The 12,735-nt window shown below is 34.7% G+C and carries 14 protein-coding genes; 5 read left to right on the top strand and 9 right to left on the bottom strand.

Features of this window, described 5'->3' with window-relative positions; genetic code table 11:
- Positions 1-2 precede the first annotated feature (2 nt).
- Positions 3-680, top strand: a complete 678-nt coding sequence (gene rsmI, locus ACE94K_RS03030; protein ID WP_378179743.1) for a 16S rRNA (cytidine(1402)-2'-O)-methyltransferase — start codon at positions 3-5, stop codon at positions 678-680.
- Entirely contained in the window at positions 680-1,258 is a 579-nt protein-coding gene (locus ACE94K_RS03025; protein WP_378179740.1) for a uracil-DNA glycosylase family protein, read from the top strand. Before rsmI ends, ACE94K_RS03025 begins: the two co-directional genes overlap by 1 nt.
- A 14-nt stretch (positions 1,259-1,272) precedes the next feature.
- Here the strand turns inward: ACE94K_RS03025 and ACE94K_RS03020 are convergent, their stop codons facing one another.
- Positions 1,273-1,623, bottom strand: coding sequence for a hypothetical protein (locus ACE94K_RS03020; protein ID WP_378179737.1), 351 nt, complete (start codon positions 1,621-1,623; stop codon positions 1,273-1,275).
- Positions 1,624-1,692: 69 nt separating this feature from the next.
- On the opposite strand from ACE94K_RS03020, the gene ACE94K_RS03015 reads away from it, so the two are divergent.
- A complete protein-coding gene (locus ACE94K_RS03015) occupies positions 1,693-2,400 on the top strand; it encodes a M50 family metallopeptidase (protein WP_378184206.1) in 708 nt (235 codons plus the stop codon).
- A 328-nt stretch (positions 2,401-2,728) separates the two neighbouring features.
- Here the strand turns inward: ACE94K_RS03015 and ACE94K_RS03010 are convergent, their stop codons facing one another.
- Positions 2,729-3,319, bottom strand: coding sequence for a carboxymuconolactone decarboxylase family protein (locus tag ACE94K_RS03010; protein WP_378179735.1), 591 nt, complete (start codon positions 3,317-3,319; stop codon positions 2,729-2,731).
- A 71-nt stretch (positions 3,320-3,390) separates the two neighbouring features.
- Positions 3,391-5,100: a leucine-rich repeat domain-containing protein gene (locus ACE94K_RS03005; protein ID WP_378179733.1), complete on the bottom strand. Its 1,710-nt coding sequence runs from the start codon at positions 5,098-5,100 to the stop codon at positions 3,391-3,393.
- 174 nt (positions 5,101-5,274) lie between these two features.
- Here ACE94K_RS03005 and recJ point away from each other — a divergent pair, with 174 nt between their 5' ends.
- Together recJ and ACE94K_RS02995 are read left to right on the top strand one after the other, a co-directional pair.
- Complete coding sequence (recJ, locus tag ACE94K_RS03000; RefSeq protein ID WP_378179731.1) at positions 5,275-6,960, top strand: single-stranded-DNA-specific exonuclease RecJ; 1,686 nt, start codon at positions 5,275-5,277, stop codon at positions 6,958-6,960.
- Between the two features lie 60 nt (positions 6,961-7,020).
- On the top strand, positions 7,021-7,371 hold the full coding sequence (locus ACE94K_RS02995; protein WP_378179729.1) for a hypothetical protein: 351 nt from the start codon (positions 7,021-7,023) through the stop codon (positions 7,369-7,371).
- 3 nt (positions 7,372-7,374) lie between these two features.
- On the opposite strand, the gene ACE94K_RS02990 is transcribed toward ACE94K_RS02995, so the two are convergent.
- The 6 genes from ACE94K_RS02990 to accB all read right to left on the bottom strand — a co-directional run bounded on the left by ACE94K_RS02990 (position 7,375) and on the right by accB (position 12,728).
- Positions 7,375-8,307, bottom strand: a complete 933-nt coding sequence (locus ACE94K_RS02990; RefSeq protein WP_378179727.1) for an alpha/beta fold hydrolase — start codon at positions 8,305-8,307, stop codon at positions 7,375-7,377.
- 97 nt (positions 8,308-8,404) lie between these two features.
- A complete protein-coding gene (locus ACE94K_RS02985) occupies positions 8,405-8,857 on the bottom strand; it encodes a 3-oxoacyl-ACP synthase (protein ID WP_378179725.1) in 453 nt (150 codons plus the stop codon).
- Between the two features lie 84 nt (positions 8,858-8,941).
- Positions 8,942-9,616 (bottom strand): monofunctional biosynthetic peptidoglycan transglycosylase, encoded by a 675-nt coding sequence (gene mtgA / locus ACE94K_RS02980; protein ID WP_378179723.1) that lies wholly within the window; start codon positions 9,614-9,616, stop codon positions 8,942-8,944.
- Between the two features lie 15 nt (positions 9,617-9,631).
- Positions 9,632-10,744 (bottom strand): NAD(P)/FAD-dependent oxidoreductase, encoded by a 1,113-nt coding sequence (locus ACE94K_RS02975; RefSeq protein ID WP_378184204.1) that lies wholly within the window; start codon positions 10,742-10,744, stop codon positions 9,632-9,634.
- A gap of 49 nt (positions 10,745-10,793) precedes the next feature.
- Positions 10,794-12,146, bottom strand: coding sequence for an acetyl-CoA carboxylase biotin carboxylase subunit (accC, locus tag ACE94K_RS02970; protein WP_378179720.1), 1,353 nt, complete (start codon positions 12,144-12,146; stop codon positions 10,794-10,796).
- A 90-nt stretch (positions 12,147-12,236) separates the two neighbouring features.
- On the bottom strand, positions 12,237-12,728 hold the full coding sequence (gene accB / locus ACE94K_RS02965; RefSeq protein WP_378179718.1) for an acetyl-CoA carboxylase biotin carboxyl carrier protein: 492 nt from the start codon (positions 12,726-12,728) through the stop codon (positions 12,237-12,239).
- Positions 12,729-12,735 lie beyond the last annotated feature (7 nt).

Genomic DNA, 12,735 nt, shown 5'->3' with positions numbered 1-12,735 from the left:
ACATGTCTAAATTATTCTTAGTCCCCACCCCAATCGGTAATCTGGAAGATATGACTTTTAGAGCCATTAAAGTGCTTAAAGAAGTCGACCTTATTTTGGCCGAAGATACTCGTAACAGTGGTAAATTATTAAAACATTATGAGATAATGACTCATATGCAAAGTCATCATATGCATAATGAACATAAAACTATAGAAAGCATTATTAGAAGATTACAAAGTGGAGAAACAATAGCTTTAATAAGCGATGCAGGAACCCCGGCAATCAGTGACCCCGGATTTTTATTAACCAGAGCTTGTGTAGAAAACAATATAGAAGTAGAATGCCTGCCTGGTGCCACTGCATTTGTACCAGCATTGGTAAATAGTGGATTACCTAATGATAAATTTGTATTTGAAGGGTTTCTTCCGGTAAAAAAAGGAAGGCAAACTCGATTGCAACTTTTGTCGGAAGAAACCAGAACTATGATTTTCTATGAATCACCTCATAAACTAGTAAAAACATTATCTAATTTTGTCGAGTATTTTGGAGCGGATAGATTGGTTTCTGTGTCAAGAGAGTTGAGCAAGCTTCACGAAGAAACTATTCGGGGAACTGCTCAAGAGGTACTGACTCATTTCGAAAACAAATCTCCAAAAGGGGAAATCGTTCTCATCACAGCGGGAAAAGGCAAGCACTAATGCAATCACTATTATCACAAATCAGGTCGTGTACTATTTGTGAATCGAATTTGCCAAAAGGAGCAAATCCGATTATCTCTGTGGTTGAAACCTCTAAAATTGCTTTGATAAGTCAAGCACCTGGTTTAATTGCTCATAAATCGGGGATTCCTTGGAATGATCCAGGAGGAAAACGATTAAAAAATTGGTTAGGTGTTTCTGATACTGAATTTTACGATCAAAACAACTTTGCTATTGTTCCTATGGGACTGTGCTATCCGGGAAAAGGGAACAGTGGAGATTTACCACCTCGTCCAGAGTGTGCTCCGTTATGGCATAATACAATATTTAATTTTTTAAAGAATTTACAGTTGATAATTTTGATTGGTAGTTATTCTCAACAATATTACTTAAAAGAAAATGTCAAATCCAATCTAACAGAAACGGTAAAATCTTACGAAGATTACCTGCCCAAATATTTCCCAATTCCTCATCCATCGCCTAGAAATAGATTCTGGTGTTCTAACAATCCGTGGTATGAAAAAGAAGTCATCCCTCAGTTACAGAGTCGTATTCGCCAGATTATAACGAATCATTAACGTGGTAAGGTAACTTAAGGTTTACTATTATTTTTGATGTCTTTCATAATTTCTTCAATACTTTTAAGGCGTACGGTTGTTAATGAAGAAGTTGTCTTTGGATTTAATGAAAGATAGGGTTTATAAATAGGCATAATTTTAGGATCTGTGTCGTTAATCAGTGTCTGATTAATTTGTGTATCCAAGGTATAATTTGGATTATGAATAGGCATTTTAGAGTTTGGAGAAGTTACAGGGATTACATTTTTAAAGGATTCCTGATTCGAAAAAGAAGATTGTTCTGTAACTTTTTCCTGACCAAAGATACCTATAGTTATAAAGCTAGTGAGCAGAAGTAATTTGTGCCTAAAACAAGAATAATTCATAATATAAGATTTTGTTATGGTAAAGTTACAAGATTTGTGTTGTTTTAAAAATTGTAAAAGAATTTAAAAATTATAGGTATCTCTAAACGTTTTGATTATACGATAGTAATTGTAGCCATAGCTGTTATTGTATTATGGCAATTGCCTTATTTTGGATGGGTACAATATCCTTTTCATTTGTTAGGAACCTGGTTTCACGAAATGGGTCACGGACTAACAGCCTTATTAGTAGGTGGGAGTTTTGAGTATTTAGAGATTTATGAAAATGGTGGAGGTGTTGCTTATTATCATTTAGGAGGAAGTTATCTATCCTCTTCTGTTGGTAATGCAGTGGTTGCTGCAGGTGGATTATTAGGTCCTGCAATTGTTGGAGCATTATTGATCGGTTCTGCAAAATATCATAGAAGTTCGATGATTGCCATCAGAATACTTATCGGCTTGATGATACTATCTTTGCTAGTGTGGATCCGATCTTTTTGGGGCATTGCGGTGCTAAGCTGTTTTGCGGTGTTTTTATGTATAATCACACTTTTTAAAAGTAGAAAGTTAGAAGTAGTAGTGATCCTGTTTTTGGGTTTACAGTCTGTGTTAAGTACCTATCTGCAGTTAGATTATTTATTTACCAAGCAGTTTGAAAGAGATGGAATAATTCAGATTTCGGATACCCAAGCTATTGCAGAAAATACGATAGGGACGTATTGGATATGGGCAATATTAATTATTCTAATAAGTGTCTCGCTGCTCTGGAAGAGTTTTAGATATTATTTTAAAAAATAAATATAATGTCTTTGATGAAGCGCTTCATATAAAAAACCTGTCAGGTCTACATGTTCTATAATCTAATACTCCGTAAATCCAAAATCCCAGCTGATAAATTAAAAAAGTTTAAAGCTGATTCAGGAACCTTAAAATCCACTTATAAATCAAAACTTTGTGAATTTGTAATAAATGGAGATTATATACACAAAGACTTCATAGATGACAATGAAATTTTAAAAACGATTATTGAAAACTTATATGACTTTATAAAACCCCAAAACTAAAAACCTACCAAATCAGAAGTCTGGTAGGCTTTCGTATTTCAAAATTCTAATTTCTGATTTATCTAAACGTGTTTTCCTTTTTCCCAGCCGTGTTTACCCAAGTATTTTTCTCCGGACTCAATGGCTCCTTCTTCTACGGTCGTTCCCATAGAATCGTTCCATCTATTCAAATAACCAAATAAAGAAATGACACCAAGCATTTCTACAATTTCACCTTCATCCCAGTATTTATAAAGTTCAGTTTTAATAGCTTCGTCTACATTGTTAGGTATTACAGAAGCCGCCAAAGAAAAATCAAGAGCTGCACGTTCCGCATTGCTAAATGCAGGGTGTGTTTTATATTCCCAGATGTTATCTAATTTTTCTTGCTCTGCTCCATAGCGTTCTGCAGCACGAATAGCATGTGCCTGGCAGTATCTACAACCGGTGGCATTACTGCTTACCCAGGCAATCATACGTTTTAAGGCTGAGGTAACTCGGCCTTCATTCGCCATTACCGCTTTATTTAGATTGATAAAAGCTTTAGAAATAGCTGGTCTTCGCTGCATAGTCAGTACAGAATTAGGACAAAACCCTAAAGTTTCATTAAAGAATTCTGCGAGTTCTTTGGTTTCCGGATCGTGATCAGCTGATAAAGGCGTTACTAAAGGCATGTTTTGAGTATTTGTTTTAAGAGTTAATTGAAGGCACCAAAATACAAAATATGTTTTTGCTTACAACTCATCTAAAATTCAATTTTTACAGTGGAGGTTTTTGAGTGCAATTTTATTTTCTTTTTTTCTTTATCAGATAATCGATTTCTATCTAATCGCACATAATTCAGATTTTTTAATGTATAAAATGATGATGGTAAAATGGCAATTTGATTATAGTTAAGGTCTAAATCTTCTAAGGAAGTTAGAAATTTAATATTTTCTGTCAATTCTGAAAGTTGATTCCCTCCCAGATCTAGTTCTTGCAATTTCTTATAGTTTTTTGAAAAACGAAAATGTGTTAGTTGATTATTACTGATATCCAGACTTTTCAGGTTTGATAATTGATCAAAACTTTCAGGTAAATCTTTTATTTTGTTTTGACACAGATTCAATACTTGGAGTTGTTGAAGGTTTCCAAAGGAATGAGGAAGTTCTGAAATATTGTTATCAAGAAGAGATAATTGCCTCAACTTAATTAGATTTCCAACAGACTCTGGAAGCGATGTAATATGATTCCATTCGAAAAAGAGTTTTTCAAGATTGCTCAAGGCTCCAATAGCAGTAGGTAAACGTTGAAGATCATTGCTGCTTATGTCCAAACTTTTAAGATTGCATAAATTGCCTATCTGGTCAGTGATGGTTGTAATATTATTTTTTGAAAGATCAAGATGAGTAAGTTGATTAAGTTCATAAATAGTTTCAGGAATATTTGGTAGATCACTATTAGAAATTTCTAACCATTGTAGTTTTTTTAGTTTTTGGAGGGAAGAAGGTAAAACAGTTATTTTTTTATTCGAAATTGAAAGCTTCTGGAGGTTTCTAAATTCTCCAATTGATTCATCAATCGGAGTATTCTTTCCAATAGTAAGCCTATAAACACGATCTCTATTAGCAAGAGCTTTTTCTATTGAATGATAAGTTATCACCTGTTCAGGAACAAAAGAAACTAAGCAAGTAACTATCAAATTTTGGATTTCTTCCTTTTTATCTTCAGTAAATTTATTATTGAAAATGATCACTTCTTCTAGCTTAGGTAATCCTAATAAAGAGGTTGGTAAATCTTTGAGATTGTTCTCAGATGCTTCGAGTACCTGTAAATTAACTAATTTGCCTACGCTATTAGGCAGACTTGAAAGTTTGTTTTGGGTTAGGTTTAGTTTTATCAATGAATGGAGCCCCTCTATTTCTTTTGGTAATAGCTCTAGTTGATTGTTTGATACATCCAGTTCCTCCAAATTAGATAGTAGGTTCATGGATTGAGGAAGGCTCTTAATTTTATTTTTGGATAGATCAAGAGATCTAAGATTCTTTAATTTTCCTATAGAAGTCGGAATCTTTTGTATGGAGTTTTCTGTTGTAAAAAGTACCTTTAGTTCTTTCAGAATACTTATGTTTTCAGGTATTTCCTCAAGTTTTTGGTTAAGTACGCTAAGCATTTCTAATTTTTTTAATTTAGAAAGAGACGTAGGTAGTTTTTTTAATGACCCTTTCTGTAATCCACTAGAAATCCGTAAGTTTTTTAGATTTTTAAGTTCGCCAATAGACTCTGAGATAAATTCAGCTCCTTTGGGATCAATTACTAAGTATTCTACGTGTTCTTTATGGGCAAGTGCCTCCTCTAACGAAGTATAAATTGTTGGTGGTGTTGACGGTGTTGGAAAAAAATTATTTTCTTGTGCATTCATGGTCGATATCCCTATAACTACTATTAAAGTAACAATTGTTTTTTTATAAGACATAGTACAATCTTCAGATTTCGGGTTCTAATAACTGTTTTGTAAGTTTTTCTAAAAGTATACTATTTGAAATTCTCAGAATACCCCGATTACCGTGAAAGAATATTGTAAATTTTCTAAACTCATCTTTACTTTTTGTACTTTGGATGATTAAATAATTTCCGAAGGATACTGCCGATGAGATGGACCCTGAAACCAAAACCTGAAACTAAAATAATTAATGAGCTTGCAGATGCTCTTCAAGTAGATACCGTGATAGCCTCTTTGTTGGTTCAAAGAGGAATTGAAACTTATGATGATGCCCGAAAGTTTTTTCGGCCTTCATTGCAGGATTTGCACGATCCTTTTTTGATGAAAGATATGGATAGTGCTGTTTCTAGAATCGAAAAAGCAGTTTTAGATCAGGAAAATATAATGGTGTATGGAGATTATGATGTGGATGGAACAACTTCTGTAGCATTAATGTCTTCTTATTTAGAAACATTATCACCACAGATAACCACTTATATTCCGGATCGATATGAAGAGGGATACGGAGTGTCATATCAAGGAATAGATTATGCTGAAGATAACGATATCTCGTTAATTATAGCTTTGGATTGTGGTATAAAAGCTATAGAAAAAGTAGCATATGCAAAGCAAAAAGGTATAGATTTTATAATCTGTGATCATCATAGGCCAGGAGATAAAATTCCAGAAGCAGTTGCAGTACTCGACCCTAAAAGAGAGGATTGCAAGTATCCTTATAAAGAATTATGCGGATGTGGAGTTGGATTTAAGCTGGTACAAGCTATTGCTTCAAAAAAAGGACAATCTGTAGATGATTTGCTATTGTATTTGGATTTGGTTGCCACAGCTATCGGAGCCGATATTGTTCCAATAACGGGAGAGAATAGAGTGTTGGCTTATTTTGGATTACAAGTAATAAACCAAAATCCAAGGATAGGTTTTAGGGCAATGCTTTCGCAAGTAAAAAAAGAAACATTAACAATTACAGATGTTGTTTTTATTATAGCACCCAGAATCAATGCTGCTGGCAGGATGAAGCACGGTTTACATGCAGTTAATTTGCTAAAAGAAGAGGACATAGCACTTGCTTTGCAATATGCATCAGAAATAGAAATGTACAATAGTGATAGAAAAGATGCAGATAAAAGCATTACAGAAGAGGCATTAATGCAAATTACACATAACACGGAAGAAGACAAATTTACTACTGTAGTTTATGATGAACATTGGCATAAAGGGGTAATTGGAATTGTGGCTTCTCGACTTACAGAAACCTATTATCGGCCAACACTTGTTTTTACCAAAAGTGGAGAGAAACTCGCTGCATCGGCGAGATCGGTAAAAGGATTTGACGTGTACAACGCATTAGATGCTTGTTCAGAGCATATAGAACAGTTTGGAGGGCATAAATATGCTGCAGGATTAACGTTGAAAGAAGAACAATATGAAGCATTTAAGCAAAAATTCGAAGAGGTCGTAAAAACAACGATCGACAAAAAACTATTGACTCCGGAAATACAGATTGATTCGATGCTTGAATTTGATCAGATTACACCTAAATTCTATAGAATACTAAAGCAATTTGCACCGTTTGGTCCAGGAAATATGACACCTGTTTTTATGACCGAAAATGTCAAGGATACTGGTTATGCAAAATGCGTAGGCGCTGATGAAAAACATCTGAAATGTAAATTACAGAAAAATGAATTAGCAATTGAAGCGATCGGTTTTAATCTAGGTTTAAAATATGATAGAATCACAGACAACCAGTATGTTAAAATTGCATATACCATTGATGAAAATGAATGGAACGGATCGGTATCACTACAGTTAAAACTTAAGGATATTATTTAAAGTATTTTTATTTAGATTAATTATAAATAATTCTTATTTTTGAGTCAAATACAATTCAAAATGAGTGCTATTGATAAAATTTATAATAATAAAATTGGAATATCTTTTTTTTGGAAACAACAACAGTCGACAGGTTGTCCTAAAGTACAGCTAGTTTTTAGAGATATCGGATTTTTACTTACACTAAACGAGCTTAAAGATTTTTCTGATGCCTGCAGGATTACAGAACAATCTCAGAGTTGCGATCAATGTAATCATCAGAAATGTAGGTCGCTATTGCTCAGGACACCATCGGATAAAATAGATTTGGCTATCAGCAAGGATGAGCTCGAACAAATACAGGAATTGATAAACGGTACTATTTTCAGAATAGAATTACAGCATTGGGTAACAACTTCTGGTCTTAATTAACTACTATCTTAGGAAGTCTAAAATTTTATAAGCAATTTCTTCAGCTTTTGTTTCTTGAATAAAATGTTTTTCATCAATGAAATGAATATCTGCTTCATCTATTTTAAGAGCGTTCTTTACTTTGGTTTGTTGTGGTGTCCATTGCAACATTGTGTCGTGAATTCCCCAAATTACGGAAACAGGAATATCGATACTCTCAAAAACCAAAGAATAGTCTGGAAAATAATTACAGGTTCTTGTAAAGAAATAATACATTCCATCTGTTTTTCCCTCCAACAAAGGAGTTTTGTAACCTTCTACGTCTATTTCATTTAATTTGTTTTCTTTTAGCCCTTCTTTAAACAAGGTTTTCAAAAGTGTATTTGTGGTCACCCCATTTCGATAAGACCACATAGCGGCTTTTGCAGCGGGACCCGGACTAAATCGAATTGGAGGGTAAAAACCTTCTTCGTATAGCAAGGTATTTAATACAATTAATTCTTCTATTCTTTTTGGAGCTTGATTAAATAGTTCCCAAGTCCAAATACCACCAACATCGTGCATTACGTGCGACCAATATTCAATACCTAATCCGTCCATGAGTTCCAAAAGCCTTTTTGCGTGCTCTTTCTCACTGTAAATTTTATACCCTTCTGGAGAATCACTAGAACCGTATCCTAACATATCTGGAACAATAACCCGATATCCTCCTGCAACCAAGGGATCAATCATTTTACGATATAACCAACCAGAAGTAGGAACTCCGTGAAGCAATACAATAACAGGCCCCTTTCCTTTATCAATGTATTTTATAATTCCATCCTCTGTGGGAAAAGAACGCTGCTCTGTTCTAAATTCTTCATAGGTCATCTGACCTTTTCGGATTTTGGTATTTTGATATGGTTTACATCCAAAAAAGGTTACTACAATCAGCAGTAGTAAAGAAAGCTTCTTCATTTAGAAATGACAATTTGTGAGCAGGCAATTTACTTAAAATGATCTTTTTATACTATTACATTTAACAAATTTCTAAGTAAGCCTTTGGACGGTTGAATTACATGATTTTTTTGATTGTAATTTGTCTCTCATTAAAAATAAAATGATCTCCAACTTTCTTTCCTAGCAATAACTTTCCGATAGGAGTATTGGTTGCTATGGCAAAATAAGGGTTACCCTGTATGATTATTTTTCCAGCAGAAACACCTAAAAAATAGTGCCCTTCAGAGGTTTCTATTAGGCTTCCGAGTCGAATTACTTTCGAGGTGGTAGAGATATCAATTTTGGCTAAAATTTCAAGCAATTTCTGCACTTCTACTAGTTGCACGCCTGCTTTTTCTCTCTCTAGTTGAAGCATAGCTCTACCAGTTTCGTGTTTATCACCAGCGGTACTTTTTGTTTCTGAAGTTAGAGAATGCTGAATATTTGCGATTCGGTCCTGAATACGATCAAGACGATCCTGTGCAAATTGTTTACAGTGTCTGAATAATTCTTCTTTTAGATTTTCCAAGAAATTGTTTTTAAGATTCCAATATAAAATATCATTGAGTATTGAGCAAATCGTAATACAGGTTGCGTACTGGAATAAAATCTATTATTTTGATAGCATAAAAGCTCCATAATTCTGCATTTGTTGTAGGATCCATTTCTTTCTTTCTTGAATATATATGGATGTAGGGTTGGCCAGGTATTTTTTCGGATTAGGAAGAATAGCGGCTATGGCAGCGGCTTCATCTTTCTGCAGATCTTTTGATGATTTATTAAACCAGAATTTTGCAGCAGCTTCTGCACCAAAAATACCTTCGCCCATTTCAATACTGTTTAGGTATACCTCTAGGATACGTTCTTTACTCCATAATATTTCTATCAAAAAAGTAAAATAGCTTTCTAGTCCTTTACGAATCCAGCTACGTTGTGGCCATAAGAAAACATTTTTTGCGGTCTGTTGCGATATTGTACTAGCACCTCTTAGTTTTTTTCCTGCTTTATGTTCTGAGATTGCTTTTTCTATTGCTTTAGTGTCAAACCCTTGATGTTCCAGAAATCGTTGATCCTCACTACAAATTACTGCAAGTTGTAAGTTTTTAGAAATATCTTTTAAGGGAACCCATTGATGACGTGTTGGGGAGTTATGCTCTGATTGAAAAGACCTAATTACCATCAGTGGAGTTCCGGGAACATCCATCCACTTGTATAGAAGTACCAACAGGATGCTGAGTACAACAAACGCTAAAGTGCCTTTAAAGATAAAACGAAAGATTTTTTTCATTATCAATACAACGATCTATAAAAGATCAGCTAATTCCGTGCCAACTAGGCTGCCTATTGCAACCCCCATTCCTCCAAGTCTAACTCCGCAGAATACATTGTTAGAAATTTGAGTAACAATGGACTTTTTTTGATTCCCAACACCCATAATGCCACTCCATCTTCGATCTATTTCGAATTCCATATCAGGCAATATGATTGTTTTTAAAATATCTTCCAACTTCTGTTGTACAAGCGGGGTTTGATTCATTTCGGTGGTTTCTTCAGCCTTAAAATCTAGATTTCTTCCTCCACCAAAGAGAATTCTATGATCAATATTTCTAAAGTAATAATATCCTTTATCCAGATGAAAAGTTCCTTGTATATGCAGGTCTTTAATTGGTTTGGTGATTACTACCTGAGCTCTAGCGGGTTTCACATTTTTTATACCTAGCTGAGAAGCAAAACCATTAGCGGCAATGAGTACCTTATGAGATCGTAACGTAAAATGATCTGTTTTTATTTCTACAGATTCAGAAGAATCTACGATGTCTAATACCTTGCAGTTGTTTAATATTTTGATATTGGCAGTCTGAGCTTTATTTAGCAAGGCTTCCATCATTTTACCTGTATCAATCTGTCCTTCAAACTGATTAAGAATATAATGAGGTTGAATATTTTTAAAATTGAAAATGTTATCCTTTTTCAAAAACACCTGATCATTAAAAATTGGTTTTAAAAACGTATTTATCTTCTCGATTTTTGAAAGACAAGTTTCGTATAACAGGTAATCGGTTTTAGTAAAAAGTTCATAACCTCCATTATTTCTATAATCCATAGTAGCGTCTCCCAGTTTTTTACGGAGAAGCTGAAGTCCACGATTTCTTTTTTCTACCAACTGTAAAACTTCTTCTTCGGAATGCGTGTTAAGGTCATCCAAAATTTCAGACAAACTACCAAAGCAAGCAAAACCTGCATTTTTAGTACTGGCACCATTAGGAAGAATACCACGTTCGAGAATAAGAATTTTGGCACTCGGAAATTTTTCTCTTAAACGAAGTGCACAGCTTAGTCCGACAATTCCACTACCAACGATCGTAAAATCGATATTGGATAACCAGGTTTTATATTCCCAATAGCTTAAAGACATCATCTTAAGTCATAAAAAAAGCCTCAATAAAGAGGCTTTAGGTTGTTGATTAGTTTTCTTTTGGGTCTTCCATTTCAAAATCCTCCATAAATTTTGTAGTGTAATTTCCAGATACATAATCTGGATGATCCATTAGTTGTCTATGGAATGGAACCGTAGTTTTAATTCCTTCTACTACAAACTCATCAAGAGCTCTTTTCATTTTATTGATTGCCTCTTCACGAGTCTGTGCTGTTGTTATTAGTTTAGCAATCATTGAATCGTAGTTAGGCGGAATGATATAACCACTATATACGTGTGTGTCAATACGAACTCCGTGACCACCTGGAAGGTGTAAGTTAGTTATTTTACCAGGAGAAGGTCTAAAATCTTTGTATGGATCTTCGGCATTGATTCTACATTCTATTGAATGTAGTTGAGGGTAATAATTTTTACCGGAAATAGGCACTCCTGCAGCAACTAATATTTGTTCTCTGATCAAATCATAATCTACTACTTGTTCAGTGATTGGATGCTCTACCTGAATACGGGTATTCATCTCCATAAAGTAGAAATTACGATGCTTATCTACCAAAAATTCAACAGTTCCGGCTCCTTCATATTTGATATATTCTGCTGCTTTAACTGCTGCTTCACCCATTTTATCTCTTAATTCATCGGTCATGAATGGAGAAGGTGTCTCTTCTGTTAATTTCTGGTGTCTTCGTTGTACAGAACAATCTCTTTCGGATAAGTGACAGGCTCTACCGTTACTATCGCCCACGATTTGTATTTCGATATGGCGTGGTTCTTCGATAAGTTTCTCCATGTACATATCATCATTACCAAAGGCAGCTTTACTTTCCTGTTTGGCAGATTCCCAAGCGCGTTGCAGGTCTTCTTCTTTCCAAACCGCACGCATACCTTTACCACCACCACCGGCACTGGCTTTAAGCATCACTGGATAACCGGTTTCTTTAGCAACTTTAATACAGGTTTCAAAATCAGGAATGATCCCTTCACTACCAGGTACGCAAGGTACTCCAGCTTCGATCATAGTAGATTTAGCAGTTGCTTTATCGCCCATTTTTTCAATCATCTCTGGACTGGCACCAATGAACTTTATTTCGTGTTCTTCACAAATTTTAGAAAATTTAGCATTTTCTGATAAGAATCCATATCCTGGATGGATTGCATCAGCATTAGTGATTTCTGCAGCAGCAATGATATTGGACATTTTAAGATAGGATTCGCTACTAGGAGCTGGTCCAATACAAACTGCTTCATCTGCGAAACGAACATGTAAACTTTCGGCATCTGCGGTAGAATATACCGCCACAGTTTTAATACCCATTTCTTTACAGGTTCTGATTACACGCAATGCAATCTCACCTCTATTGGCAATTAGAATTTTTTTAAACATAACGTTCTAAATTTAAAAGTCTCAAATTCCATGTTCCAAATTCCGACGTATTGGATTTTGGGATTTGTCAATTGGAATTTTAAAATTGGGTTATGATGGGTCTATTAAAAATAAAGGCTGATCAAATTCTATTGGAGAATTATCATCAGCTAATATCTTCACTATTTTACCTGAAACTTCACTTTCGATTTCATTAAAAAGTTTCATTGCTTCAATAATACAAAGTACATCACCTTCTTTAATAGTATCACCAACTTCTACAAAAGTAGGCTTGTCTGGTGCAGGTTTTCTATAAAGTGTACCTATGATAGGTGATTTTATAGTAATGTATTTTGAGTTATCGTCTGCTGCCGGAGTTTCTGCTGGCGGAGTAACGGGTGTTGATTCTGCAGTTTGTATCTGGGCTACTGGTTGGGGAGCAGCCGCAGTATTCATAGGAATCTGTTGTACAAATGTTGTTTCTTTGTTTTCTTCTGAAGTAGTTTTGATAGTAATTTTTACATCTTCCATCTCTAGCTTCACTTCGCTAGCCCCAGATTTGGCAACGAATTTGATTAAATTCTGAATTTCTTTTAAATCCATAATGTTG

The organism is Aquimarina besae, from assembly GCF_042434905.1.
GTDB lineage: Bacteria > Bacteroidota > Bacteroidia > Flavobacteriales > Flavobacteriaceae > Aquimarina.
The sequence above is the reverse complement of the archived record's forward strand: the minus strand, read 5'-3'. Positions and strand labels throughout refer to the sequence as shown.

What these genes read in the sequence shown, in the direction of transcription:
- accB (WP_378179718.1), bottom strand. Translation starts at nt 12,728, where the DNA reads ATGGATTTAAAAGAAATTCAGAATTTAATCAAATTCGTTGCCAAATCT.
- accC (WP_378179720.1), bottom strand. Translation starts at nt 12,146, where the DNA reads ATGTTTAAAAAAATTCTAATTGCCAATAGAGGTGAGATTGCATTGCGT.
- ACE94K_RS03020 (WP_378179737.1), bottom strand. Translation starts at nt 1,623, where the DNA reads ATGAATTATTCTTGTTTTAGGCACAAATTACTTCTGCTCACTAGCTTT.
- ACE94K_RS02990 (WP_378179727.1), bottom strand. Translation starts at nt 8,307, where the DNA reads ATGAAGAAGCTTTCTTTACTACTGCTGATTGTAGTAACCTTTTTTGGA.
- ACE94K_RS02975 (WP_378184204.1), bottom strand. Translation starts at nt 10,744, where the DNA reads ATGTCTTTAAGCTATTGGGAATATAAAACCTGGTTATCCAATATCGAT.
- recJ (WP_378179731.1), top strand. Translation starts at nt 5,275, where the DNA reads ATGAGATGGACCCTGAAACCAAAACCTGAAACTAAAATAATTAATGAG.
- ACE94K_RS03025 (WP_378179740.1), top strand. Translation starts at nt 680, where the DNA reads ATGCAATCACTATTATCACAAATCAGGTCGTGTACTATTTGTGAATCG.
- rsmI (WP_378179743.1), top strand. Translation starts at nt 3, where the DNA reads ATGTCTAAATTATTCTTAGTCCCCACCCCAATCGGTAATCTGGAAGAT.
- ACE94K_RS03010 (WP_378179735.1), bottom strand. Translation starts at nt 3,319, where the DNA reads ATGCCTTTAGTAACGCCTTTATCAGCTGATCACGATCCGGAAACCAAA.
- ACE94K_RS03005 (WP_378179733.1), bottom strand. Translation starts at nt 5,100, where the DNA reads ATGTCTTATAAAAAAACAATTGTTACTTTAATAGTAGTTATAGGGATA.
- mtgA (WP_378179723.1), bottom strand. Translation starts at nt 9,616, where the DNA reads ATGAAAAAAATCTTTCGTTTTATCTTTAAAGGCACTTTAGCGTTTGTT.
- ACE94K_RS02995 (WP_378179729.1), top strand. Translation starts at nt 7,021, where the DNA reads ATGAGTGCTATTGATAAAATTTATAATAATAAAATTGGAATATCTTTT.